Annotated in this window: 21 protein-coding genes and 1 tRNA gene; 14 read left to right on the forward strand and 8 right to left on the reverse strand. The window is 73.5% G+C overall.

Annotated elements, in window-relative coordinates:
* Window positions 1-161: 161 nt before the first annotated feature.
* The 3 genes from BS83_RS21780 to BS83_RS21790 form a co-directional block, all read right to left on the reverse strand.
* Entirely contained in the window at window positions 162-1,196 is a 1,035-nt protein-coding gene (locus BS83_RS21780) for a LacI family DNA-binding transcriptional regulator (RefSeq protein ID WP_037605286.1), read from the reverse strand.
* Between the two features lie 443 nt (window positions 1,197-1,639).
* Complete coding sequence (locus BS83_RS21785) at window positions 1,640-2,548, reverse strand: spermidine synthase (RefSeq protein ID WP_037605287.1); 909 nt, start codon at window positions 2,546-2,548, stop codon at window positions 1,640-1,642.
* Window positions 2,549-2,616: 68 nt separating this feature from the next.
* Complete coding sequence (locus BS83_RS21790) at window positions 2,617-2,988, reverse strand: hypothetical protein (protein WP_408641027.1); 372 nt, start codon at window positions 2,986-2,988, stop codon at window positions 2,617-2,619.
* Window positions 2,989-3,236: 248 nt separating this feature from the next.
* Between BS83_RS21790 and BS83_RS21795 the strand changes: the two genes are divergently transcribed.
* Window positions 3,237-4,649, forward strand: coding sequence for a hypothetical protein (locus BS83_RS21795; RefSeq protein WP_037605289.1), 1,413 nt, complete (start codon window positions 3,237-3,239; stop codon window positions 4,647-4,649).
* 121 nt (window positions 4,650-4,770) lie between these two features.
* On the opposite strand, the gene BS83_RS21800 is transcribed toward BS83_RS21795, so the two are convergent.
* A complete protein-coding gene (locus BS83_RS21800; protein ID WP_037605290.1) occupies window positions 4,771-5,826 on the reverse strand; it encodes an ROK family transcriptional regulator in 1,056 nt (351 codons plus the stop codon).
* A 131-nt stretch (window positions 5,827-5,957) separates the two neighbouring features.
* Here BS83_RS21800 and BS83_RS21805 point away from each other — a divergent pair, with 131 nt between their 5' ends.
* Entirely contained in the window at window positions 5,958-7,025 is a 1,068-nt protein-coding gene (locus BS83_RS21805) for a Gfo/Idh/MocA family oxidoreductase (protein WP_037605291.1), read from the forward strand.
* Window positions 7,022-7,480, forward strand: a complete 459-nt coding sequence (locus BS83_RS21810; protein ID WP_037605292.1) for a heme-degrading domain-containing protein — start codon at window positions 7,022-7,024, stop codon at window positions 7,478-7,480. The genes BS83_RS21805 and BS83_RS21810 overlap by 4 nt, the downstream gene beginning before the upstream one ends.
* Before the next feature lie 104 nt (window positions 7,481-7,584).
* Here BS83_RS21810 and BS83_RS21815 read toward each other — a convergent pair whose 3' ends face one another.
* Window positions 7,585-8,223 carry a histidine phosphatase family protein gene (locus BS83_RS21815; protein WP_037605293.1) on the reverse strand — a complete coding sequence of 213 codons (639 nt, stop codon included), beginning with the start codon at window positions 8,221-8,223 and terminating at the stop codon, window positions 7,585-7,587.
* A 664-nt stretch (window positions 8,224-8,887) separates the two neighbouring features.
* The gene (locus BS83_RS21820) at window positions 8,888-9,598 is read right to left on the reverse strand and encodes a TetR/AcrR family transcriptional regulator (RefSeq protein ID WP_037605294.1); all 711 of its coding nucleotides are present in this window, start codon (window positions 9,596-9,598) and stop codon (window positions 8,888-8,890) included.
* A gap of 199 nt (window positions 9,599-9,797) precedes the next feature.
* On the opposite strand from BS83_RS21820, the gene BS83_RS21825 reads away from it, so the two are divergent.
* The 7 genes from BS83_RS21825 to BS83_RS21855 all read left to right on the forward strand — a co-directional run bounded on the left by BS83_RS21825 (window position 9,798) and on the right by BS83_RS21855 (window position 16,914).
* On the forward strand, window positions 9,798-10,622 hold the full coding sequence (locus tag BS83_RS21825; RefSeq protein ID WP_051943559.1) for a phosphatase PAP2 family protein: 825 nt from the start codon (window positions 9,798-9,800) through the stop codon (window positions 10,620-10,622).
* 286 nt (window positions 10,623-10,908) lie between these two features.
* On the forward strand, window positions 10,909-11,466 hold the full coding sequence (locus tag BS83_RS21830) for a hypothetical protein (RefSeq protein ID WP_037605295.1): 558 nt from the start codon (window positions 10,909-10,911) through the stop codon (window positions 11,464-11,466).
* A gap of 117 nt (window positions 11,467-11,583) precedes the next feature.
* On the forward strand, window positions 11,584-12,756 hold the full coding sequence (locus tag BS83_RS21835) for a hypothetical protein (protein ID WP_051943561.1): 1,173 nt from the start codon (window positions 11,584-11,586) through the stop codon (window positions 12,754-12,756).
* Window positions 12,753-14,267 (forward strand): hypothetical protein, encoded by a 1,515-nt coding sequence (locus BS83_RS21840; protein ID WP_051943563.1) that lies wholly within the window; start codon window positions 12,753-12,755, stop codon window positions 14,265-14,267. Before BS83_RS21835 ends, BS83_RS21840 begins: the two co-directional genes overlap by 4 nt.
* Complete coding sequence (locus tag BS83_RS21845; RefSeq protein WP_037605296.1) at window positions 14,264-15,637, forward strand: AAA domain-containing protein; 1,374 nt, start codon at window positions 14,264-14,266, stop codon at window positions 15,635-15,637. The genes BS83_RS21840 and BS83_RS21845 overlap by 4 nt, the downstream gene beginning before the upstream one ends.
* A gap of 231 nt (window positions 15,638-15,868) precedes the next feature.
* Complete coding sequence (locus tag BS83_RS21850) at window positions 15,869-16,219, forward strand: hypothetical protein (protein ID WP_037605297.1); 351 nt, start codon at window positions 15,869-15,871, stop codon at window positions 16,217-16,219.
* Window positions 16,220-16,350: 131 nt separating this feature from the next.
* A complete protein-coding gene (locus BS83_RS21855) occupies window positions 16,351-16,914 on the forward strand; it encodes a bifunctional DNA primase/polymerase (RefSeq protein WP_037605298.1) in 564 nt (187 codons plus the stop codon).
* A 180-nt stretch (window positions 16,915-17,094) separates the two neighbouring features.
* Here the strand turns inward: BS83_RS21855 and BS83_RS21860 are convergent, their stop codons facing one another.
* The gene (locus BS83_RS21860; RefSeq protein ID WP_037605299.1) at window positions 17,095-17,961 is read right to left on the reverse strand and encodes a PhzF family phenazine biosynthesis isomerase; all 867 of its coding nucleotides are present in this window, start codon (window positions 17,959-17,961) and stop codon (window positions 17,095-17,097) included.
* Window positions 17,962-18,083: 122 nt separating this feature from the next.
* On the opposite strand from BS83_RS21860, the gene BS83_RS21865 reads away from it, so the two are divergent.
* The 4 genes from BS83_RS21865 to BS83_RS21880 all read left to right on the forward strand — a co-directional run bounded on the left by BS83_RS21865 (window position 18,084) and on the right by BS83_RS21880 (window position 21,928).
* Window positions 18,084-18,157: transfer RNA gene (locus tag BS83_RS21865), tRNA-Lys, on the forward strand.
* Between the two features lie 68 nt (window positions 18,158-18,225).
* Window positions 18,226-18,876 (forward strand): nucleoside/nucleotide kinase family protein, encoded by a 651-nt coding sequence (locus BS83_RS21870; protein ID WP_037605300.1) that lies wholly within the window; start codon window positions 18,226-18,228, stop codon window positions 18,874-18,876.
* Window positions 18,877-19,739: 863 nt separating this feature from the next.
* Window positions 19,740-20,963, forward strand: a complete 1,224-nt coding sequence (locus BS83_RS21875) for a phosphodiester glycosidase family protein (protein ID WP_037605301.1) — start codon at window positions 19,740-19,742, stop codon at window positions 20,961-20,963.
* Window positions 20,960-21,928 (forward strand): decaprenyl-phosphate phosphoribosyltransferase, encoded by a 969-nt coding sequence (locus BS83_RS21880; protein ID WP_084713821.1) that lies wholly within the window; start codon window positions 20,960-20,962, stop codon window positions 21,926-21,928. The genes BS83_RS21875 and BS83_RS21880 overlap by 4 nt, the downstream gene beginning before the upstream one ends.
* A gap of 548 nt (window positions 21,929-22,476) precedes the next feature.
* On the opposite strand, the gene BS83_RS21885 is transcribed toward BS83_RS21880, so the two are convergent.
* Window positions 22,477-23,436 carry a cation diffusion facilitator family transporter gene (locus BS83_RS21885; RefSeq protein WP_037605302.1) on the reverse strand — a complete coding sequence of 320 codons (960 nt, stop codon included), beginning with the start codon at window positions 23,434-23,436 and terminating at the stop codon, window positions 22,477-22,479.
* Window positions 23,437-23,478: the final 42 nt, after the last annotated feature.

The following is a 23,478-nucleotide window of genomic DNA, read 5'->3' on the forward strand; positions in this document are numbered from 1 at the left end:
ACTCTCGCCGAAGGGCACGCGGAACCGGCCCCGTCGTACTCCACGCTACTCGTGTGCACGGCCCGGAAGGAACGCCTGTGCGGAGCTCGCGATCAGCACAGGACGGTGTCGCGACGGCAGGACCGGAGAGCACACGGGCAGGCTCGGGCCCGCCCCGCGGCCTACGCGGACTCCCGGACCACCAGTTCGGTGGAGAGAATGACCTGCCGGTGGCTGCGGGTGGGCGCGGCGATCTCCTCCAGCAGCAGCCGGGCCATGGCCCGCCCCATCTCCTCACTGGGCTGGCGGACCGTGGTCATGGGCGGCTCGGTGTGCCGGGCCACCGGAGAGTCGTCGAAACCGACGACCGCGACGTCGGCAGGGATGCGCCGCCCGGCCCGCCGCAGGGCGCGCATCGCGCCGGCCGCCATCAGGTCGGACGCGGCGAACACGGCGTCCAGCCGGGGCTCACGCTCCAGGAGCTCGGCCATGGCCCGCTCGCCGGACTCCTCGGTGAAGTCGCCGTGGGCGACCAGGCTCGCCTCCTCGCCCAGACCGGCCTCGACCAGGGCCCGCCGGTAACCGTCCAGACGGACGACGGCCGCCTCCATGTCGAGCGGGCCGGTGATCGTCGCGATCCGACGGCAGCCCAGGCCCAGCAGGTGCTTCACCGCGGACCAGGCGCCCCCGAGGTTGTCCGGATTGACGTAGCTGATCGGCTCCAGTTCGGACCGGCGTCCGCCGAGCACCGTCGGCAGGCCGGTGCTCTCCAGGAGCTCGACCACCGGGTCGTCGGCATGGACCGAGACCATGAGCACGCCGTCGACCCTGCGCCCGTCGAGGAAGCCGGCCAGCCGCCGCCGCTCCCGTTCGGTGCTCACCAGTATCAGCAGCAACTGGAGCTCGGTGTCCGAGAGTTCGCTGGCCACGCCGCGGATGATCGAGGCGAAGAAGGGCTCGGAGGCCAGCCGCGTCTCGGTCTCGGGGATGACCAGGGCGATGGCGTCCGCCCTGCTGGTGGCGAGCGAACGGGCGGCCCGGTTCGGCACGTAGCCCAGCTCGGCGATCGCCTGCTCCACGGCCGTCCGGGCCTGCTGGCTCACTCCGGCCGCGCCGTTGACCACACGGGACACCGTGCCGCGGCCGACACCGGCGCGCGCGGCGACCTCCTCGAGGGTGGGACGACCCTCGCCGCGGCCGACGGACCTGCTGCTCATGGCGCTCCCTTCGCGACCGCTTGGCGCACTGGCGTGCGGGACCACCCTAGCGCCTGGACCGCCCGAATTGGGAGCGCTCCCAGCCTATCGAGTGAAACGTTCAGAGAGACTCTTGCGCGGGCGACGAGAAGGAGCGAATATTACTGACAGCAGAGATGGGAGCGCTCCCATTCTCTCATCGGAGAGTTTTCCGATGGACAGTAACGCTCCGTATCCCCCGATCGTTGGACCAGGCGTGCACGTGTTCGCCGCTCTGTTCGTCACCGCACCTCGGCCGGCACCCGTTTCGGTACCGACTCCGGCCCCCGACACGCATGTCGGGACCATGGCCTGGCTCCTACCCATCGTGCTCGGTCTGCTGCTGACGGCTGTCGCCTGCTACAAGCACCGGGGCCTGCCGGGGGGCCATTGAGCGCCCACCCCGGCGGCAGGCGCGACCGGCCCTAGCCACGGAAGACATCGGCCGGGGGCGCCGGAGAGGCCTCCGCGTCGCTGTCGCGGAGCGGCAGAGCGCCCGCCTGGAAGTCCACGAGGTCGACGCCCTGCTCGATCCGGCCCAGAACCGGGTCGGCGGCCATGGACCGACCGAGGTCGGCCAGCGGCAACGGGGCGGAGCCGGCGAGCAGGATCAGGTTCCCGAAGCGCTTGCCGCGCAGCACGGCCGGGTCCGCGACGAGTGCGACCTCGGGGAAGACCGCCCGCAGGGTGGCGACCTGGCGACGGGCGAAGGGCAACCGTCCGCCGTCGGCGATGTTCGCCGCGTAGAGGCCGGAAGGGGCGAGTGCCCTGGCCGCCGCCTCGGCGAACTCCACGGTGGCGCAGTGGGCGGGCACGCGTGCCCCACTGAAGATGTCGGCGATCACCAGGTCCGCCCAGCCCTCGGGGGTCCGATCGAGCACCTCGCGGGCGTCGCCGCCGCGTACGCGGATCTGCCAGCTCCGGTCCAGCGGCAGTTCACGTCGCACGAGCTCGGTCAGCGCGGTGTCGATCTCGGCGACCTGCTGCCGGGAGCGCGGTCGGGTGGCCGCGACATAGCGGGGCAGGGTCAGGCCCCCACCGCCGAGATGCAGCGCGCTGATCGGCCGGCCCGGCGGAGCGGCGAGGTCGGCGATCCGGCCGAGCCGTCGCTGGTACTCGAAGGTCAACCGGCTCGGATCGGCAAGATCGACGTGCGACTGTGGCGCGCCGTCGACGAACACCGTCCAGGCCTGCGGCCGGTCCCGGTCAGGGAGCAGTTCGGCCGTACCGGTGCCGACCGGCTCGGTGATCCCGAGCCGCGCGCCGGCTCCGCTGCCGCGCCCCGCGGCCTCGCCCGGCCGCCCGTCCTGTATCGCTCGTCGCTTCCTCGCCACCGGTCCAGTATCGGTGACGGCGGGCGGCGGCCACCCCGGCGGATCGGGCGTGAGCGCAGCTCAGCGGGTCAGAAGCCGTCGCTGGCGGCGAGTGTCCTGGCGGCCTCGCCCAGCGCGGCCCGCAGTTGGGCCGGGTCGGTCAGGGCCGCACCGGCTCCCCCACGGGGCGGCAGCAGCCAGTCGTGCTCCGGCCCGGGGACCGGCACGTGACGACAGGAACTGCCGGGCAGTTGCCAGCCGTCCGCCGTGCCGAACGGGACCAGGAAGGAGAGCGTGGATTCGGCGTCCTCGTGGAGCACCGCGCCGCAGCCGCCGCGCAGCCGGAGGATGTCCACCGTCTCCAGGCCCTGACGCTCGGGCACCGTGACCACGTCGCACTGGGCGCGGCCGGCTCGTCGCGGCTCGGTCGGTCGCCCCTGTCGTCCTACCTCCACCTGCACAGCCGCCTCCTTGGCCCCGGGAGCCGCACCGCGGCGTCCTCCGCCGACCGCTCCCTCTGCTTCCGCTGTACTCCTAACAACGCTCGGCGCGGGTTGTGGCCACGGCGGTTACGCCCGGCAAGCCATGGCATTTCATGGCAGATCGCTGCAGTCATGCCCGAATTGTCAGACTTGTCGGAGAACTGAGAGTGTTCGAATTCTCGCGCAGAGTAGTGTCTCTTCTGCAATTCCGTACCAGGGGGTGCCGTATGGCTCACGTCTCTCTCCCTTCGCCCGCCTCTCCCAACCTGCGGATGCGCGAACGCCGCGGGAGCCTCTCCCCGCGCGAGTTCGCCGCGTCGGTCCGACGCGCGGCCCGCGAGATCGGGGAGCACGTCTCCTGCGACGCCCGCTATGTCGGCCGGGTCGAGTCTGGTGAGATCCGGTGTCCCAACTACGCCTACGAACGCGTCTTCCGCCACATGTTCCCCGGCACGAGCCTGGCCGATCTGGGCTTCACCGCCCGAAGGGAGTCCCGGCGTGCGGCCGTGCTCCCGGCGCCACGCGATGAGGAGAACGACGACGTGCAGCGACGCACGTTCCTAGCCGGCGGCCCACTCGCCGTGGTCACCGCCCTGAGCTGGGGTCCCCCCGCAGCAGCACAGGAGTCCGACACCCCGCTCGCGGTCGCTGCCGTCAGTGGGGCGGCCCGGACGGGCGGCCCCAGTGCGGCCCCTCCGGCGGTCGGATTCGCCCTCCCGGCCCCGATGGCGGGCGCCAAGGTCGGCGCCCGCGAGGTCAGGGAGGTCGAGTCCGCGGTCCGGCAGATCCGGATCCTGGACGACGTCCACGGCGCGGACACGCTGTTCGAGCGGGCGGGCCACACCCTGCGCTCCACCTACCAGCTGCTCAACTGCGGCACCTACACGGCCGCCGTCGAGCAGCGACTGCAGGCCTGGGCGGGCGAGTTGGCCATCTCCGTCGGCTGGCTCGCCCACGACTCCGGCCGGCTCGCCGAGGCCCGCTCCCTCTACGCCGAGGCGCTGGCCACCGCCCGCATGGCCGGGGACGCGGCACTGGAGGCGCATGCCTTCTGCAACACCGCCTTCCTCGCCCGGGACGCCGGCCGCCCGCGCGAGGCGGTCCGCGCCGCTCAGGCCGCGCGGAGCGCCGCGAAAGGCCTCGGCTCCGCGCGCCTGCTCTCGCTGCTGGCGCTGCGCGAGGCGGGCGGCTGGGCGCTGCTGCGTGATCGCAGTGCCTGTGTCCGGGCGCTCGGCGAGGCACGGACGGCCTTCGAGAGCGGCGTCTGCGAGGAGGATCCCGAGTGGATGTCCTTCTTCAACGAGGCGGAGTTGGCCGGTCTCACCGCCCAGTGCTGGGCCGCGTTGGGCGAGTTCGAGCCCGCGACGGACTGGGCGCGGCAGGCCATAGCACTCCAGCCGGCCCACTTCGTGCGCAACCGCGCGCTCTACACCGCGGAGTTGGCCCATGATCAGCTGGGCCGCGGCGCGGTGATCGAGGCCGCCGAGACCGGCTCGACCGCGGTGGGGCTGCTGGCTCAGGTCCGTTCGACGCGGATCCGCGGCATGGTGTCGGCGACGGCCGAACAGATGCGTCCGCTGAGCGCGGTGCCCGAGGTCGCCGACTTCCTGGAGAAGTACCAGTTGGCCCTGGCGAGTTGACGCTCCTCCGAACACGGGATCCATGGCGGCATGGCTTTGCGCCCGCGGTCGCAACGGCTCCCGGCTTCGGGACCGGGGCGGGCCCGGGAATCCCTGGTCGACGCCGCCGCCGTGGGCCGGGTCAGCCGAACAGGCGGGCCAGGACGAGACCGGCCGCGCCCAGGGCGACCGCATCCGGCCCCGAAGGGGCCACTGAGACCCCGACCGGCTGCCACTCGGGGTCGGGCAGCCGGTCGGCGATCGCCTCACGGACGGCACGAAGGTAGAGCTCCGGGGCCGCCACGATCTCGCGGCCGCCGAGCACGATCTCGTCCAGGTCCAGCAGCATGACCAGGTTCGCGACTCCCTCACCCAACACGCGGGCCGCGGCCTCGCGAGTCGGAGCCGCCGCCCAGATCGCCTCGACGCAGCCCCGGTTGCCGCAGCGGCAGAGGGGGCCCGCCGGGTCGAGGGTCTGGTGACCGAACTCCCCGGCGTTGGTGCGGGCGCCGCGTTGGACCGCGCCGCCGAGCACCAGGCCGGCTCCGAGGCCGTGGTCGAGATGGATGAAGGCGCGGTTGGGCGAGCCGAGTGCGCCCAGCACGCCTGCCGTGCTGTCCTTCTCGATCAGGGCGGGCAGTCCGAGGCGCGTGGCGACCTCGTCGCGCAGCCGCAGCCCGTCCCACGCAGGGGCGCCGGTCACCTGGTGCAACTGGCCCGCCCGCTGGTCGAGCGGTCCGGGTGAGGCGACGCCGATGCCGAGAACGCGTGCGCGGGGCAGGTCCGCCAGCAGCTCGGTGACCTCGTGCGCGAGCAGGTCGAGCACCCGCTGCGGCCCCCAGCCCGCAAGGTCGACCGGGGCGCGTCGGCTGCCGGCGACGCCGCCGGCCAGGTCGGCCCGGAGGACGGTCAGCGTGTCCCGGCCGAGCTGGGCGCCGACGGCCCAGCGGGCCTCGGGAACCAGGGTGAGCATGGTGCGCGGCTTGCCTCCGGTGGAGGCTCCTCTCCCGGCCTCCGCCAGCAAGCCGTCCTGGGCGAGCCGATGGACGATCTTGCTGATCGCCTGGGCGGTGAGGCCCGAAGCGCGGGCGAGCTCGACCCGGCTCACCCCCTCCGCCCCTGCGGCCCGAATCAGGGACAGCACGGCCGCCGCGTTGTGATCCCGCAGCGAGGTGAGGTTCGCGCCGACTGGGCTCACCTGGGACGCAGGGCCCTCGAGGATCGCGGGGCCTTCCGGGATTGCCCGGCCTGCGGGTGTGGAAGGAGGGGGCACAGATCGATTATGCGGGTTGCTTGCCACTTAATCCACAGTGTTGTTTAACTGGGAGCATGGCGAACAGCACACAGAGCAGCCCCGCACCGCTGCGCGTAGGCCTCATCGGCTACGGCATCGCGGGCGCGGTGTTCCACGCACCCCTGATCGCGACGACACCCGGCCTGGAGCTGACGGCCGTCGTCACGGCGAACCCCGAGCGGCGGGCCCAGGCCGCAGCCCGGCATCCGCAGGCGCGCCTGCTCTCCAGCGCCGACGAGCTGTGGCCGCTCGGCGTGGATCTGGTCGTCGTCGCCTCGCCGAACCGCACCCACATCCCGCTGGCCACCGCCGCGCTCACCGCCGGCATGCCGGTGGTCGTCGACAAGCCGCTCGCCGCCACCGCGGCCGAGGGCGCGGCGCTCGCCGACCTCGCCGAGGCACGCGGGCTCATGCTGAGCGTCTTTCAGAACCGGCGCTGGGACGGCGACTTCCTTACCGTCGCCGAGCTGGTGCGGTCGGGCGGGCTGGGCCGGGTGCACCGCTTCGAGTCCCGCTTCGAGCGCTGGCGGCCGAAGCTGAAGGGCGGCTGGCGCGAGCTTGGCGACCCTGCGGAGGCGGGCGGCCTCCTCTACGACCTCGGCAGCCACCTGGTCGACCAGGCGCTCACGCTCTTCGGCCCGGCCGCGAGCGTCTACGCCGAGCTGGACGTGCGTCGCGAGGGCGCCCAGGCCGACGACGACTCCTTCGTCGCCCTCACCCACGCCGACGGCACCCGCTCCCACCTGTGGATGAGCGCGACCGCCGCCGAACTCGGCCCACGCTTCCGGGTCCTGGGCAGCGAGGCCGGCTACGTCAGCTACGGTCTCGACGGCCAGGAGGACGCCCTCCGCGAGGGCCGGACGCCCGCGGACGCGGGCTGGGGCGAGACACCGGCCGGGCTCTTCGGCCGCCTCGGCACGGTCGACGACTCCGTCGCCCACCCGACCCTGCCCGGCGCGTACCAGGAGTACTACGCGGGCGTCGTCGAGGCGCTGCACGGACGTGCGGCGGCGCCGGTCGAGCCGCGGGACGCGGTGGCCGCGCTCATCGTGCTGGAGGCGGCCCGCCGCTCCGCCGCCGAGGGCCGGACGGTGACGCTGTGACCACCACCGCCGAGCTGGTCGAGCAGGAGAGCCGCCTGCAGTTCGCCCGCTTCAGCAACGAGGACGCCTGGAGGCTCGGCTGCCTGCTCGTCGACATGGCCAGGGAACGCGAGCTCCCCGTGACGATCGACATCCGTCGCGGTGACCAGCAGCTCTTCCACTGCGCGATGCCGGGCACCTGCGCCGACAACGACGCCTGGATCGAACGGAAGATCAGGGTCGTCCGGCGCTACGGCGCGAGTTCGTACCTGGTCGGGCAGCGCTTCAGGGAGCAGGGCAGCAGCTTCGAGGAGAAGTCCCGGCTGGACCCCGACCGCTATGCCGCCCACGGCGGTGCGTTCCCCGTCGTGGTCGTCGACGCGGGCCTGGTGGGCACGGTCGCGGTCTCCGGGCTGCGGCAGCTGGCCGACCACAAGCTCGTGGTCGAAGCCCTGGAGAAGTTCCTGGAGGGCTGACCGACGCGCCTAACGCCTGCGCCTCGGGACGGAGGCGCAGGCCCGGGGCGGTCGGCGGCCTCACGTCCGGGCCGAGCGCCGACCCGGCTGCCGCGCGGCGCGGCTCAGTCGAGGTGGGCGGCGTCGTTCCAGCGTTCGACGGCGCGGGCACCGTACTCCCAGGTCAGGACGGAGAGGGTGGCCGGTCCGAGCTTGAAGCGCTGGGCGTACTCGGGAGGCAGCCCGAGCCAGCGCGCGGTGAGGATGCGCAGCAGGTGGCCGTGGGCGAAGACGACGAGGTCGCGGTCGGCCGGGTGCATCACCGTGGTGTCCGGGTCCGGCACACCCGCGCGGGCGTCGACGTCGGCGAGGAAGTCGTCCACGCGTCCGCAGACCTCCGCGAGCTTCTCGCCGCCGGGGACTCCGTCGCGCCAGATCAGCCAGCCGGGCTGCGTCTCTGCTCGGATCGCGGGGCCGGTCAGGCCCTCGTACTGGCCGTAGTCCCACTCCAGCAGGCGCTCGTCGGTACGGAGCCGGTCACCGAAGCCGGCCAGCTCGGCGGTCTCGCGGGCCCGGGACAGCGGGCTGCTGACCACCTCGGCCTGCGGCAGCCCTCCCCACGGCTCGGCCGACAGCCGCGCGCCGAGTCGGCGACCCATCTCACGCCCCTCGTCCGTCAGCGGGACGTCGGTGCGCCCGGTGTGCCGCCCAGTGGCCGACCACGCGGTCTCACCGTGCCGGACCAGCAGAATCCGCGCGGGCATGAGAGTCCTCCAAACATCATGGCAACGCCCCCGGTCACCTCCATGATCCCCGACCCACCGAGCCCCCGCCGCCACCCGGCCCCCTGCCGGCGGGGCTGAGCGCCTGCGGCCTGCGCAGCCGCCGGACGGGAGACGGCCCGGACGCCGTCGGCTCGCTGGGCGGGAACAGCCACGACCGCTTCCGGTGCCCCCGGCCCGGCCGTCACCGGCCGGCACAGCCACCGGGACAGCCCGGCCCGCGCGACCTGGACACCGCTCGAAGTCACACGCTGCCGCCGCCCGTGACCGCTCGTCGGTGCCGGCCCACCCCCGCTCGGGTCCCGATCACGCCCGAGAAACCCGGATGCCGACGCCCTCGGGCGGGAGAGCGTGCCGTCAGGGCAGGCGACGGCCCCAGATGCCGTCGGCTTCCGGAGCCGGAACAGTCACGATCGCCCGGCGGCCCGGCCGCGACACGTGCTGCGGCCGGCACCGGCCGGCACAGCCACCGGGACAGCCCGGCCCGCGCGACCTGGACACCGCTCGAAGTCACACGCTGCGCCGACCAGGGCCGCTCGTCGGCCACGGCCCCACCGCCGCTCGGGTCCCCAGGGCGCCCAAGGCCTGGATCCCGACGCGCCCCGACGGGCGGCGACGCGCGCCGGGTGTCGGTTCGGGCGTGGGCTCAGGTGCAGCGGGAGGGGAGGTGGCGGAGTCCGGCGAGGATCAGGTCGAGGCCATACTCGTACTGGCCCGGGCCGTCCTCCGTCGTGGCCAGGATCTCCGGGGCGAGATCGGCGAGGTGCGGGTAGTGCTCCGGCGGCAGCGCCGCGATACGGCTGCGGAACATCTCCACCGCCTCCGGGCGGGAGCAGACCCGGATCTCGCGGAGGGCCGAGCCGATGGTGAAGCGCGAGAGCGTGCCGTACGCGCGGGCCGCGTCCTCGCGGTTCAGACCGCCCTCGCACAGCAGGCCGAGCATCCGGTCCATCGAGGCGGTCGCCACGTCGACGAAGTCGTCCTGCGCGGTGGACTCGGCCAGCAGCCTCAGGACCGCGGGGCGGCCGGTGAACAGGTCGTGCACGGCGAGGCAGGCGGCGCGGAGCTGCTGGTCCCAGCTGCCCTCGGTGCTCGGCGGCGTGTAGGCCGCCAGGACGCGGTCGCGCGCCGCGCGGAAGAGCTCGTCCTTGCCGCGGAAGTAGGTGTACAGAGCCATGGTGCCGACGCCGAGGTCCTCGGCCAGGGCACGCATCGAGAAGGCCTCCAGGCCCTTCTCGTCCATCAGCCGCAGGGCGTGATCGATGATCAGCTCGGCGCTCAGCGAACCCCGTGGCGCACGCGACCGACGCGCGGGCCTGGGCGGCGCGACGGTGGCGACGGACTGCTCGGAGGGCATGTCTGGAGCGTACACATGCCTGGTAAACGCCACCTTGCGGGCTCCCGCCAACGCTCTTCGGGGCGGTGGTCGACCGCTCTAACGTACAGCGTACGGTAGGGCGTACGTTTTCACCCGACCGTCCCGGCCGTACCTCGCCGCACACGGTCACCACACGTCCCGCACACGTTCAACCGCCCACGTCGCACGGAGCCCGCAGATGTCCACCGCCACCACGACCGCCCCTCGGGCGGAGGACTCTCCCACCCCCTCCCCCGGGGTGGCCCGCAGCGGCTGGCTGCGCGAGCTGCTCCTGGTCGCCGGCGTCTACTTCGCCTACGACGGCAGCCGGCTCCTGGTCCGCAACGGGCTGGAGCGGGCGCAGCGCGACGCCACCCGGCTGCTCGACGTGGAGCAGTGGCTGCATCTGGACCCCGAGCGCTGGCTGAACGCCGACTTCAGCAGCCACCAGTGGCTGGGCATACCCGCCGACTTCGCCTACGCGACGCTGCACTACGCGGTGACCCCGGCCGTCCTGATCTGGCTCTGGCGCAGTCACCGGGCGGTCTACCGACGCGCGCGGACCTGGTTGGGGATCTCCACGGTGCTGGCTCTGGTCGGCTTCGTGCTCTTCCCGGCCGCACCGCCCAGGCTGCTGCCCGCCTGGTTCGGGTTCACCGACACGATGGCCCAGCACGCGGCCGTCGGCTGGTGGGGCCAGAGCGCGAGCGCGCCCGCCGGGCTGGGCTCCCTGACGAACGAGTTCGCCGCCATGCCCAGCCTGCATGTCGGCTGGGCGCTCTGGTGCGGCCTGATGCTCTTCGCCCACGCCAAGGACCGCACCGTGAGGACGCTGGGCCTGCTCTATCCCGTCGTCATCGCCCTGGTGGTGATGGGAACGGCCAACCACTACCTGCTGGACGTCCTGGCCGGCGCGGGCGTGGTGGTCGTCGGCCGCCTGCTGGTCGGCCCCGCCCTGCGCGCCTGGAACCGCGTCACCGCCCGGAGGCGCGGTCGCACCGCACGGCCGTCGCCCTCGCGCTGAACGGTCGCGACCAGGCGCGCCGGCCCGGCCCGCCACCAACCGTGGCCAACGATGAGGCGTGTCGACCGGCATCGGGATCTCGACGGTACGCACCACGGCAGGCAGCCGATGCGGTCGCCGCGCCTTCGTCGCCACGCCCCGAGCGCCCCGGGGGAAGGCGACTGGTCCGCCGTACCGACTGATCGGTGGATGCCGCCGACGGCCGGCGCGCCGGAGTCTGGACGTGTAGCCCGGTCGCCTCCAGCCGGGCTCTCCCCCACCGCTCCTGCCTCGAAGGGTCACTGCCGTGAAGGACAACAAGGCCACCTCAAGCCCGAACCGTTTCCGTCCCGGCAAGCGTGGCCGCACGCTGATCGCCGGACTGGCCGGTGTCGGCGTCCTCGCGACCGGACTCGCTCTCGCCGCTCCCCAGGCCAACGCCGCCGAGCCGCTCCCGCAGGGGAAGGTCACCGGATGCTCGGGCACCTGCAGCGAGACCTTCAAGGTCAAGGACACGACGCAGGACCTCACCGCGACGCTCGTCGATGCCGGCAACCCGACCAACGGCTGGCTCCCGCCGACCCCCAAGGTCGGCGACCAGCTCAGCCCCACCGCCCCGGGCACCCATGTCTGGGACATGGCCTACCAGCCCCTGTGGGGTGACAGCACGGCGACCGTGACCTACGCGCTGACCGACCCGACAGGACACTCCCACGGTGACATCGCCATCGCCATGCGGACCAACATGTTCGGCCGGGGCACCGTGGACTCGTGTGTCTCCAACGACGCGAACATCACCTGCCAGTGGTCGCACGAGGGTTCTCTGGGATTCGGGACCGTCGACGTCTACCTCGTGCGGAAGTGACCGCAGCGTCGCCGTGCACCGGCGCGATCCCGCGGGCCCTCCACCGGGGCCGTCCACCTGCGCGGACGCGCCGACCGCACACCGTTGTCAGCGACAGGTGCAACACTGGCGGGCACCATGAACCACTCGACGCACACGCGGGTCGACCCGCACCTCACCCCGCTCGAATCGCGCCTCGCCGCGCTCCGCGGGGACGCCGCCGCGCGGAGCATGGACGCGCGGGCGCTGGCCGCACTCGCGGCGAATCCCGGCTGCGGCCGACGGGCCGTACTGGACGCCGCCGGGGTGGACAAGGCGGCGCTGGCCACGCGTCTGGGCAGCCCCGTGGCGTTCGGGCAGTCGCCGTTCGCGATCACCCGTGGGCTCGCCTTCGAACGGCGCCTGCGCGCGGACCACTGCGCCGAACTGGTCGCCCTGCTCCGCGCCCGGCTGCTGCCTGAGGCGTCCGAGCAGGCTCCGGTCGAGGTGCCGGATCTGCTGGTCGGCGAGGGGCTCGCGGTGCGCGCGGCGCGCACCCGCGCGGCGCTGGCGGACGCGACGAAGTCGGCGGAGCACGACGGGGCGTGGACGCTGCTCGACCATCCGCTGCTCCGGCTGGAGGTGGCCGGGTCCACGGTGTCCCTGGAGCCCGACGCCGTCGTGGTCCGGCCGGACGGGCGGTGGACGGTGGTGGAGATCAAGTCCTTCCCGATCCTGGACGGCGGCGCCGATCCGGCCAAGGTCGGCGCCGCCGCCCGGCAGGCCGCGGTCTACGTGCTGGCGCTGCGGGCGACGGCGGCCGCGCTCGACGGCGTCACCCTGCCCACGTCCCCCTACGCCGAACCGGAAGGCCTGGCCGCCGCACCGACCACGACGGGGCTGCTGGTCTGCCCGCGGGACTTCTCGAACGTGCCGGTGGCCGCGCCGGTCGATCTGCGCAAGCAGCTCGCGGTGACGCAACGTCAGCTCGCACGTCTGACACGGGTCGAGCAGTTGCTGGCCACCCTGCCGGCCGGTGCACGGCTGGACGAGGAGCCGACCGCGGTCGATGCGCTGGCGCACGCCTACAGCCCGGACTGCCTCGCCGCCTGCGAGCTCGCCTTCCACTGCCGCGCCCAGGCCCGCGAGGCGGGCGCGGTGGAGACCCTCGGCCGGGGCGTGCGCGGCGAGCTCGGCAGCCTCACCACCGTCTCCGCCGCCCTCACCGCGACCACCCCAGGCGGTTCCCTCGCCCGCGCCGCCCAACTGCGCCACGAGGCGCTGACGGCGGCCGGCGCCCGGACCGCGTCGGGCGAGGGGTGCCTGCGATGAGCCTGCTGACGACGCTGGCCCGGCTGGAGGCCGTGCGGGACGGGGTGGCGCAGCCCCTGGCCACCGTGTGCCATCGGCATCTGGCCGACGAGCCGTTCGTGCTGGTGCCGTTGGCCGCCGCGGGTGAGGCGGGGGCGCCGCTGGCGGCGCTGTTCGGGCGGGAGCGGGGTCGGCCGACGCTGCTGACGGTCCCGCAGCCGCTGGACCGCGATCTCCGCTTCGCCTTCCTCGCCCGGCTGGCCGACGAACTCCTGCCCTACCTGGAGGGCTTCGGCGAGGACGTCGAGCTGCTCGAACGCTCCGTCAAGGACGAGGAGTCCGGCGAGAAGAAGATCGAGGTACGGGAGCTCTGCGCGGACGCGCCGCAGCTGGTCGTGCCCAACGAGGGCGGTGTCGAGCTGCTCCGGCTGCTGGGCCGTTCCATGCGCTTCCGCCGCACCGCTGACGACCCGGATCCCGGACCCTACCCCGCGCCGGCGCGGGTGCCGCTGCTGGGACGCTGGCTGACGCACCTCTCCGACCGGGCGCAGATTCCCGGGTCGTCGCTGCTGCTGCCGCTGACGAGCGTCCTCTCCCGACACTGGGCCACCGGCCAGAGTTCGTTGGAGGACGCCCATCTCGGCGCGCTGCTCGGGTGGATCGCACCGCCCGAGGGCGAACGCGGCGAGCAGGTGGCGCTCCGCGCCGAGACCGGCAGGAACGCCCGCGGTCAGCTGCTCTGCCCGCCCGCGGGCCCGGCCACCGATCCGGCCTTCGACAGCGCGCTGCTCGGCCCGGCCGTCACCCGCTACGACGCCGCGCGCGCCACCGGCGACGAACGGCTGGTCAAGGCACGGACGGCGGAGCTCGACGCGCTGCTGGAGTCGGTGCTGCTCCCGGTCTGGGAGCAGGTGTGGCAGGGCATCGACCTGCTGCGCACGCTGCCGCCCGGCGCGCACGTGGCCGAGCGCTGGGAGGGTGACCGCTGGTCCTACACCGCCCACCGCGACCGCCTCGCGGCCGGCGAACCTCCGCAGCCGATCAGGGACGACGCCGTCACGGCGGCCCGCAAACTGGCCCAGCGCGAGCGGGAGCAGACCCGGCTGGATCTGCAGGAGGCACTGGACGATCCGCTCGCCATGGCCGAGCACCGACTGGCCGGCCAGGCCTTCGCCGGCGAGGTGGTCGCGGTCGAGGCCGCGTACGACACGAGCGGGCGCACCCCGAAGCCCCGGCCGCTGGTCACGATCCGCACGGACGACCGCCCGCACGCGGAGCCCGGCGGCGAGCTGCACCGGGCCGGCGGTCCGTCGGCGCAGAAGGCCGAACTGGACTCCGTCGACGCCGGGGAAGGGCTGCTGACGGTGCGCCTGCTGAGCGGGATGGGCCGGAAGAAGGAGCCGGAGCCGGGCAGCGTTCCCGAGCCGGGCGACCAGGTCTGCTTCACGCTCTTCGAGCTCTCGGCACGCCAGTCGGCGCCCCTTCCGGAGCCCGAGGACACCCCCTGGACCCACGGAGGCCCGCCGCAGTGACCCCCGCTCTCCCCCTCCCGGCTCCCGAGCCCTCCCCCGCCGAGCAGGCGAACGCCGCCGTGGCCGCCATCCTCGAATCGGCGCTGCGCGGCGGCGAACGCGGCACCGTGGTCGACTCCCCTCCGGGGGCCGGCAAGTCGACGCTGGTGGTGAAGGCGGCGCGCGAGCTGGTCGGCACCGGCGAGCGGCTCATGATCGTCGCGCAGACCAACAGCCAGGTGGACGACCTGGTCGACCGGCTGGCGCGGGCCGACGGAGAGCTGGCGATCGGGCGTCTGCACGGCAGCGACGCCGCCCCCTCGCACACCGCCTTGCAGCACCCCGGCGTCGTGGCCTCGACGAAGGCCGCGGAGCTGCGCGAGCTGCCGGTGGTCGTGGCGACGGCGGCGAAATGGCAGTGGGTCAAGGACGTCGATCCGTGGCGTCACGCGATCGTGGACGAGGCGTACCAGATGCGCTCGGACGCGCTGCTCGCCGTGGCGCGGCTCTTCGAGAGGGCCCTGTTCGTCGGCGATCCCGGGCAGTTGGACCCGTTCAGCATCGTCGGCACGGAGGCCTGGGCCGGGCTCAGCTACGACCCCTCGCAGAGCGCCGTCGTCACCCTGCTCGCGCACAACCCCGGCATCGTGCCGCATCGGCTGCCCGTCTCCTGGCGGCTGCCGTCCTCGGCGGCGCCGCTGGTCTCGGACGCGTTCTACCCGCTCGCCCCGTTCCGTGCGGGCACCGGGCCGGGCGCGCGGCGGCTGGTGCTCGGCGCGGCCCCCGCGCCGGACGGCCGGATCGCGCGCGGGCTGGCCGACGCCGCCGACGAGGTGCTCGACACCGCCGCAGGGTCGGGGTGGGGGCTGCTGGAGCTGCCGGCCCGGCGCACGATCCGCACCGACCCCGAGGCGGTCGCCGCGGTCGCGGCCGTGGTCGCCCGGCTGCTGGCCCGCGGCGGCTCGGCCTGGTCCGACGAGGAGGAGACACCGCTCACCGCCGACCGCGTCGCGGTCGGCACCGCTCACAGGGACCAGGCGGCGGCGGTCCGCGCCGCGCTCGCCGCGCTGGGCGTCGAGGGCGTGACCGTCGACACGGCCAACCGCCTGCAGGGCCGGGAGTACGACGTGACGGTGGTGCTCCACCCGCTCTCGGGCCGCCCCGACGCCACCGCCTTCCATCTGGAGACCGGCCGGCTGTGCGTGCTGGCCTCCCGCCATCGGCAGGCCTGCATCGTCGTGACGCGGGCGGGCATTCCCGAGCTGCTCGACGCCCATCCGTCGGCGGAACCGGTGTTGCTGGGGGTGACCTCGAAGTTCCCCGACGGCTGGGAGGCGAACCAGGCGGTGCTGGAGCACCTGCGGGCCCACCGGGTCACGGCGACGCCGTGACGCCGACCCGTCCCGTCCCGGGCCCTCGCGGGGCCGTCCACCACCACCCACCGCCACCGCCCGAACGCCGAAATCGCACATGAGGCCCGGGAATAAGGGCGCACGGAGGCCCTGTTCCTAACCCGGCTGCCCGCGTCGACAATGGAATGCGGCGGTCCACCGCGGCCGCTGATCCGTGCTGCCGTTTTCGCATGCTTTCGCCGGCTTTTCGCCCGCCCCTGGAGGTGCCCGATGTCCGACTCCCCCGCCGACCGCTCGTCGCAGAGGAGGCTCCGCCCTGCCCCACTGCTCTTCGAGCCCGGCATCGCGGAGCCGGAGGCGGAGCACTTCTTCGACCTGGAGTCCATCGAGGACTCACGCGAGCTGCTGGCCCGCGCGACCGAGCTGACCCTCGCCTTCCGCGCGGCCGCCGAACGGGCCGGCGAGTTCCAGGCGATAGCGGCGGCGCAGCTCGCCGACACGCGGCGCTTCGACAGTCTCAGCCTGGAGGAGATCGCCGAGGCCGCGGACTGGACCCCGGACTATGCCGCGAAGATGGTCGAACACGGGCGCGGCCTGCAGCGCCGCAGACCGCTGGCCTGAGCCGGACGGCCGACTTCCCTTTGGCATATGCCAAGGGCAGCGGATAGTACCCCTCCTCGTCCGTCCGTGTCAGGGATTCCGAGGTTCCGGTCCGGGTGAATCGTCGACCTCGGTACAGCTGGACCGTGGACATGTGGACGTACGACTCCGTCGAGTACGTGACCGTCGCCGGTGAGTCATGGCTCGCCTCGGCCAGCGAGTACCCGCGGAGCATGCGCGCGCTGTGGGAGGCCCGCCCCTGGGCGGCCACCGTGCTGCCCTGCGGGCGGGTCTTCGACGTGATCAACCTCCCCGGGCTCTTCGGCCGCCGGGTCCTCGACGAGCTGTGGGCCTCGGGCCCCGGCTGCGGGCCGGTGGCGACGTTCCGCGGTCGGATCCTGATCTTCGCCGAGCCCGGCACGGCCGCCCGACTGCGGCCGCTGCTGGTCTGGGAGGAGTGGGCCCGCGACGTCCCGCCGCTGCTCTGCCACGGTCCCGGCGACGCGATCACGGTCCCTCCGCTGCAGCGCCCGCTGGACGCGCCGGAGACCCAGGGCCGCTGGATCGTGGGGCCCGACGGCCCCGAACCGTGGCTGCCCGGCGCGTCGACCCTGCTCTGGGCCTGCGTCCGGGCCGCCCGGGACCTGCCCGCCGCGCCGCAGCGCGTGGAACAGGAGGCCCCCGACCACGACCCCGACGTGCTGCCGGCCGGCTGATCAGGCGCCGGCCTGCACGGGCACCCAGCCGAGCAGGCGGCAGGCGGCAGGCGGCACGAACCACGGCCGGAGCGGGCAACGGGCCCTCGGGCGGCAGGGGCTCCGGGTACGTCAGCCGACGTCGCCCGGGCGGGCCGGGGTCGACACACCCGGGGCCGACGTGGGCCGGAGCCCGTCGGCTCAGATCACGACGGCCGTTCCCGAGACCCGGATCCGTTCGCCGCCCGGCACGGCGGAGACCGTCAGCACGCTCGGTCGGCCCATGTCCTCGCCCTGGAGGATGGTGAAGGCGCCAGACTCCGGCAGCTTGCCGAGGGCGCGCAGGTAACCGCCGAACGCGGCCGCCGCGGCGCCGGTGGCCGCGTCCTCGACCACACCGCCGACGGGGAACGGGTCCCGCGCGTGGAACAGCTCCTCGCTCTCGCGCCAGACCAGCTGCACGGTGGTCCAGGCATGACGGGTCATCACCGCGGCCAGCGCGTCGAAGTCGTAGTCGAGCGCGGCCAGTCGCGCACGCGTGCCGACGGCCAGGACCAGGTGCTCGACACCGCCGAAGGCGACGTGCGGAGGGAACGCCGGATCGAGCTCCTCGCGGGACCAGCGCAGCGCGGCGAGCGTCGCGTCCAGCTCGGCCTCCGTGGCGGGACGGGTACGGGTCGGCACGCTCGTCAGGGTGGCGCGGACCGTGCCGGAGACGTCCTTCCCGGTGTCCAGCGTGATCTCGCCCGCGTTCGTCACGAAGAGCAGCGGCCCGTCGCCCAGGCGCTCGGCCAGCGCGACGGCCGTCGCCACGGTCGCGTGGCCGCAGAAGTCGACCTCGGCGAGCGGGCTGAAGTAGCGCAGCCGGAAGCGGCGGCCCTCCCGGTCCTGCTCGGTGACGAAAGCGCTCTCCGAGTAGCCGACCTCGGCCGCCACCGCCAGCATCTCCGCGTCGCTCATCGCGCGCGCGTCGAGAACGATCCCGGCGGGGTTGCCGCCGGCCGGATCGGCCGAGAAGGCCGTGTAACGCAGGACCTCGGACGTGGGGAAGCCGCTGGAAGTCGTCATGCCTCCACGCTGGCACGGCGGTTCGCCAAGATCAACTGATTCGGCACGCCGGGCCCGGCCGCCTGCAGGGACCGGATTCGGCAATCGGGGGTCCGGTCATGTAATGTCTTCCACGTCAGCAGGCGCCGCTAGCTCAGTTGGTTAGAGCAGCTGACTCTTAATCAGCGGGTCCGGGGTTCGAGTCCCTGGCGGCGCACAGACAGCTCGAAGGGCTCCCTCGTCCACGGACGAGGGAGCCCTTCGGCGTTCCAGGAGGTTCGGGTCATGGACGCACAGGAGCTGGTCGAGGCGGCAGCGGCGCTGGTCCCCGCTCCCGGCGGCCGCTTCCTGCTCGGCATCGCGGGCGCGCCGGGCGCGGGCAAGTCCACCCTGGCCCGCCTGCTCGTGTCACGACTACGGGACCACCTCGGCCCCGACACGGCGGCCTACGTCCCGATGGACGGCTTCCACCTCTCCAACGTGCAGCTCGCGCGGCTGGGCCTGACCGACCGGAAGGGCTCGGCGCCCAGCTTCGACGTCTGGGGCTACCTCGCGCTGCTGCGGCGCCTGCGGGAGCAGCGCCCGACCGAACCGGTCTACGTCCCCGACTACGACCGCGAGCTGCACGAACCCGTGGCGGCCCGCCACCTGGTGGCCCCCACGACCCGCCTGGTCGTGACCGAGGGCAACTATCTCGCCACCGGCGCGGCGGGCGGCCCCGGCTGGGCGGAGGTCCGCGACGCGCTGGACGCGATCTGGTTCCTCGCGACACCGGACTCCGTCCGTGACACCCGCCTGCTGGCCCGCCAGCAGGCGGGCGGCCTGGACCCGATCGCGGCCCGCGCCTGGGTCGACGGCAACGACCACCCCAACGGGGCACTGGTCAACACCCACGTCTCGGCCGACGTGCGCGTGATCACCCTCGACGTGCGCTGACCCACCCCGGGTAGCGTCCCCCGGCCACGTCCGCCGGCGCGATGCGCGCCCGCGAACGCCCACCGGAACAGCACGCCGATGCCCGGGCCACCGCCGGTGCGCCAAAGCGGCCACTCGCCCGGGGCCGTCCTGGCACCGGCGCCTGACCTACCCGGGCTGTCCCGTGCCGGTAGGCGGCACGACGGAGGACAGCTTGGGCACCAGGGCGCATTCGGGCCCCGCGACCTGGCGGCGGGCGGCGCTCCCGGCCCGAGGCCGAGACGGAGCGCGCCATGCGATCTCGGACCGGCGTGAAGCTGAAGACCTGACCAACCCCTGACGAGGCACCCGCGACCGACAAACCCTCGCACCCCCTGCCTCCTGCCTCCTGTCGACGCGCTCGGTCACACCTGCGCATCACCTCGTGGAACTGCCGTGCGACCGTCAGCGGCGAGCGCGCGTCCCGCTCTCCCCAGAGGAGGAGGGTCATCAGACCGCGGTCGACGGAGACGCAGGTCAGCCGGTCACCGACGGGGTCCCGGGGTGAGGACGTCGCGGGCCGCCTCGCCGACGCCGGGCTGGGCGTGGTCGGTGCCCGCTCACGCACGCCCCCTCACCCACGCCCACGCGCCCCCGCGCCCGAGCCCATGGGCCCGCCCTCGGCGCGTCCGTCACACCCCGCCGCCGAACCCTCCCTCCCGCACCGCAGGTGGACGCGTTGCCGTAACCCGGACTGCCTAGCTGAAGAGGCGGCTCCGGTTCCGCTTACCTAGCGTGAAAGTCCGGGCGACCAGACGTGATTTGCGATCACCCTCCGTGCCTACGGGCTGGCCGTCTTTCCCTTGCTCCGCGCGCCCAGGCGCGCCCGGCTGGAAGAGGTCCGCGTGGGTATACCAGCGCCGCCCGAGTCCGTTTCGGAGGATCCGGCCGAGGAGCCGCCACAGGCGGGCACGACTCAGCCGCGCAAGAAGCGGTTCCGGCGAATACGGCATCTGCTCAGCCTGCGCACCGTCCGGGCGATCCTGGCGCTGTTCGCGGTGTTCTTCGTCTGGCTCTGCTGGTCCATAGGCTCCGCGCTCGCCGCGCCCGGGGACGACAGCGTCGTCGCCCGGGTCGCCGAGTGGGCCCGCGACCACCACCTCGGTCCGGTGGTGACCTTCCTGGAGGACCAGCAGTACAAGGCCAACCCGCCGAAGATCGGCGGGAGGCCGACGATCGCGCTCGCGCCCGACGGCACGCCCGTCCAGAGCGGCACCAAGCCCACGATGAAGCCGATCACCCCTGCTCGCCTGGTCTCCCCCGCCGGTCCCCCGCTCCCGAACGAGGGCACTTGGCACACGCTGGGCAGCGTCAACGGCACCCCCGCGCTGCTCGGGGCGTTCCTGCGGCCGGACAACGAGCACACCTCGTACGTCGCCGCGGTCGCGTCGATGGACCAGCGCCTGCTCCGCTTCTCGCTGCACCCCGGCGAGTTGGACCCGGGGCCGGGAAAGTGGGGCGTTCCGCCGTCCGTGCCCGCCGGTCAGCGCACGGGCCTGCTGGCGACCTTCAACGGCGGCTTCAAGATCTCCGACAACGAGGCCCAAGGCGGCTTCTACCTCAACGGCACCACCCGCGGCACGCTCACCGACGGCGCAGCCTCCCTGGTCTTCACCAAGGACGGCAAGGCCACGGTCGCCGACTGGGGCCGTGACGCGACGCTCACGCCCAACGTGACCGGCGTCCGGCAGAACCTGAAGCTGATCGTGGATCACGGCAAGGTTCCGGACAGCGTCGACACCAACGTCGAGAGCGGCTGGGGCCTCACCATCGCCGGCAAGTACTTCGTCTGGCGCTCCGGCATCGGCATCACCAACGACGGCCGCATGGTCTTCGCCTACGGCCCCGCACTCTCGGTACGGACCCTCGCCGACCTGCTGGCGAACGCGGGCGCGGTCCGCGCGATGCAGCTGGACATCAACCCGGCCTGGATGTCGTTCCAGTACTACGAGCCGAAGACCGACCCGGCCGACCCGACGCCGGTCAAGCTGCTGCCGGACCAGGAGCGCCCGGCGAACCGCTACTACGAGTCGACCAGCCGCGACTTCACCGCGGTGTACGCGCGATGAGCGCGCCTCAGCCCGTCCGCCCGGTGCAGCCGACGACGCCGTTCGTCGGGCGCCGCACCGGGTGGGTCCGGTTCCCCTCCGCGGTGCTGCGCACCGCGCGGCCGCGGCAGTGGGTGAAGAACCTGCTGGTCTTCGCGGCTCCGCTGACCGGCTCGGAACTGACGGCACGCCAGTTCGAGGCCCGTGGCGGCAGCGCGCTGGGCGGGGCGGCCCTGGCCTTCGTGGTCTTCACGCTGGCCTCCTGCTCGGTCTACTTCGTCAACGACGCGGTGGATGCGGAGCGCGACCGGCAGCACCCGCGCAAGTGCCTGCGGCCGATCGCCTCCGGCGAGCTGAGCGAGACGGCGGCGATGGCCGTCGCCGCGACCTGCGTGGCCGCGGCCCTGGCGGTGAGCCTGACCGCTCCCGGCTTCGGGCTGACCATCGCGGTCTCGGCCTACCTGGTGACGTCGTTCCTGTACAGCCTCGGGCTGAAGCACCTGGCGGTGCTGGAGCTCACGCTGGTCGCCTCGGGCTTCGTGCTCAGGGCGCTGGGCGGCGCGGCGTCCTCGCAGGTGCCGCCGTCGGGCTGGTTCGTGCTGGTCTGCAGTCTGGGCGCGCTGCTGGTCGCCACGGCGAAGCGCCATACCGAGTTGGCCGGCCTCGGCGATCCCGCGGCGGCGCACCGGCCCTCCCTCCAGCACTACACGGCCTCCGGCCTGAGGCTCGCGCAACGCGTCATCGCCCTGGCGATGGTGGCGGCGTACCTCGCGTGGGCGCTGCTCGAGGCGGACCCGCGGACGCGGGGGTGGCACGTGGCAACCGTGATACCGCTGAGCGCGGCGCTGATCCGCTTCGACGGACTGACGTCGCGCGGCACGACCAACCACATCGAGGATCTGCTGATCCGTGACGCCCCGATGATCGCCTTCGAGATCGCCTGGCTCCTCCTCTTCGCCCTCGGCTTCGCCGCGCCGGCGATGTGACCATCGCGCAAGCGGCCAGGTGCAACACCCCCGAGCCCGCGAGCAACCACCCTGAGGGGGCACCCCGGCCGAAGGCTGGGGGTGGGCGACCCTGCACGTTGAGGACCATCTGCTCGTCAGAGGGGGTGCCTCCCAGCCGAAGACTGGGGAGCGTCGCACCCACTCAGGGGGGGGGGCACCTCCCGGCCGAAGACTGGGGAGTGTCGCACCCACTCAGGGGGGGGCACCTCCCGGCCGAAGACTGGGGAGTGTCGCGCCCACGCAAGGGGCACGTCCCGGCGGAGGAGCCGCACATCAGCACGGCCGCCCCTGGATGGTGCAACTCGGCCGATTGTTGAGGACCATCCGGTCGCCGGAGGGGGTGGGTGCCTCCCGGCCGAGGGCTGGGGGATTGTCGCGCCCACGCGCCGGAGGCGCGGAACAGCAGAGCCTCGCGCCCCCGGACAGTGCAACCCGCTCGGCGCTCGAGGCTCACGTCCGCGCGCCGGAGCCGCGCAGTTCGCCGCGCCCCGGTTGAGGCAGTGCAACTGGCCCTCTGTGGTGAGGGGTCAGCGGCCGCCGGGGGTGGCGGCGGGGTCGGGGCCGGCGGCGGCTTCGGCCTCGTCGTAGAGGTCGGGTTCGAGGTAGATGACGCGGGCCATCGGCTCCTCGGCGCGGACCCGCTCCTCCGCCGCGTTGATCGTCGCGGCGATCGCGCGCGCGTCCGCGTCCGGGCGGACGGCGATCTTCGCGGCGACCAGCAGTTCCTCGGGGCCCAGATGCAGGGTCCGCATGTGGATGATCTGCTCGACGTCGTGGCCGGCCAGCATCGCCGCGCGGATCCTGGCGACCGCCTCGGCGCCCGCGCCCTCGCCCAGCAGCAGCGACTTCGTCTCCACCGCCAGGACGAACGCGATGACGACCAGCAGGGTGCCGATGCAGAGCGTGCCCACACCGTCCCAGACGCCGTCGCCGGTCAGCACCGCGAGGCCGACGCCGCCGAGCGCCAGCACCAGACCGATCAGCGCGCCGAAGTCCTCCAGCAGGACGACCGGCAGTTCCGGCGCCTTCGCCGTACGGATGAAGCGGCCCCAGGACTGACGCCCCTTCAGCGGTCGCGCCTCCGCGATCGCCGTGCGGAACGAGAAGCCCTCCGCCACGATCGCGAAGAGCAGGACCCCCACGGGCCAGTACCAGTGGTCGATGGCGTGCGGGTGCCTGACCTTCTCCACGCCCTCGTACAGCGCGAAGACCCCGCCGATGGTGAAGAGCACGATGGAGACGAGGAAGCCGTAGACGTAGCGCTCACGCCCGTAGCCGAAGGGGTGCGACTCGTCCGCCTGGCGGCGCGCCTTGCGGCCGCCCACCAGCAGCAGCACCTGGTTGCCCGAGTCGGCGAGCGAGTGCACGCCCTCCGCGAGCATGGAGGAGGAGCCGCTGAAGGCGAAGGCGACGAACTTCGACACCGCGATCGCGAGGTTGGCTCCAAGAGCCGCGACAACGGCCTTCGTGCCTCCGGACGAGCTCATAGGTAGGAATCTCCCGCCTCGTTCTTACCTGAAAGAGCACCA

Source organism: Streptacidiphilus rugosus AM-16 (genome assembly GCF_000744655.1).
Classification (GTDB): Bacteria; Actinomycetota; Actinomycetes; order Streptomycetales; family Streptomycetaceae; genus Streptacidiphilus; species Streptacidiphilus rugosus.

What these genes read in the sequence shown, in the direction of transcription:
- BS83_RS21855 (WP_037605298.1), top strand. Translation starts at nt 16,351, where the DNA reads ATGTGGACGTACGACTCCGTCGAGTACGTGACCGTCGCCGGTGAGTCA.
- BS83_RS21795 (WP_037605289.1), top strand. Translation starts at nt 3,237, where the DNA reads ATGGCTCACGTCTCTCTCCCTTCGCCCGCCTCTCCCAACCTGCGGATG.
- BS83_RS21815 (WP_037605293.1), bottom strand. Translation starts at nt 8,223, where the DNA reads ATGCCCGCGCGGATTCTGCTGGTCCGGCACGGTGAGACCGCGTGGTCG.
- BS83_RS21870 (WP_037605300.1), top strand. Translation starts at nt 18,226, where the DNA reads ATGGACGCACAGGAGCTGGTCGAGGCGGCAGCGGCGCTGGTCCCCGCT.
- BS83_RS21825 (WP_051943559.1), top strand. Translation starts at nt 9,798, where the DNA reads ATGTCCACCGCCACCACGACCGCCCCTCGGGCGGAGGACTCTCCCACC.
- BS83_RS21850 (WP_037605297.1), top strand. Translation starts at nt 15,869, where the DNA reads ATGTCCGACTCCCCCGCCGACCGCTCGTCGCAGAGGAGGCTCCGCCCT.
- BS83_RS21880 (WP_084713821.1), top strand. Translation starts at nt 20,960, where the DNA reads ATGAGCGCGCCTCAGCCCGTCCGCCCGGTGCAGCCGACGACGCCGTTC.
- BS83_RS21780 (WP_037605286.1), bottom strand. Translation starts at nt 1,196, where the DNA reads ATGAGCAGCAGGTCCGTCGGCCGCGGCGAGGGTCGTCCCACCCTCGAG.
- BS83_RS21820 (WP_037605294.1), bottom strand. Translation starts at nt 9,598, where the DNA reads ATGCCCTCCGAGCAGTCCGTCGCCACCGTCGCGCCGCCCAGGCCCGCG.
- BS83_RS21835 (WP_051943561.1), top strand. Translation starts at nt 11,584, where the DNA reads ATGAACCACTCGACGCACACGCGGGTCGACCCGCACCTCACCCCGCTC.
- BS83_RS21885 (WP_037605302.1), bottom strand. Translation starts at nt 23,436, where the DNA reads ATGAGCTCGTCCGGAGGCACGAAGGCCGTTGTCGCGGCTCTTGGAGCC.
- BS83_RS21840 (WP_051943563.1), top strand. Translation starts at nt 12,753, where the DNA reads ATGAGCCTGCTGACGACGCTGGCCCGGCTGGAGGCCGTGCGGGACGGG.
- BS83_RS21805 (WP_037605291.1), top strand. Translation starts at nt 5,958, where the DNA reads ATGGCGAACAGCACACAGAGCAGCCCCGCACCGCTGCGCGTAGGCCTC.
- BS83_RS21860 (WP_037605299.1), bottom strand. Translation starts at nt 17,961, where the DNA reads ATGACGACTTCCAGCGGCTTCCCCACGTCCGAGGTCCTGCGTTACACG.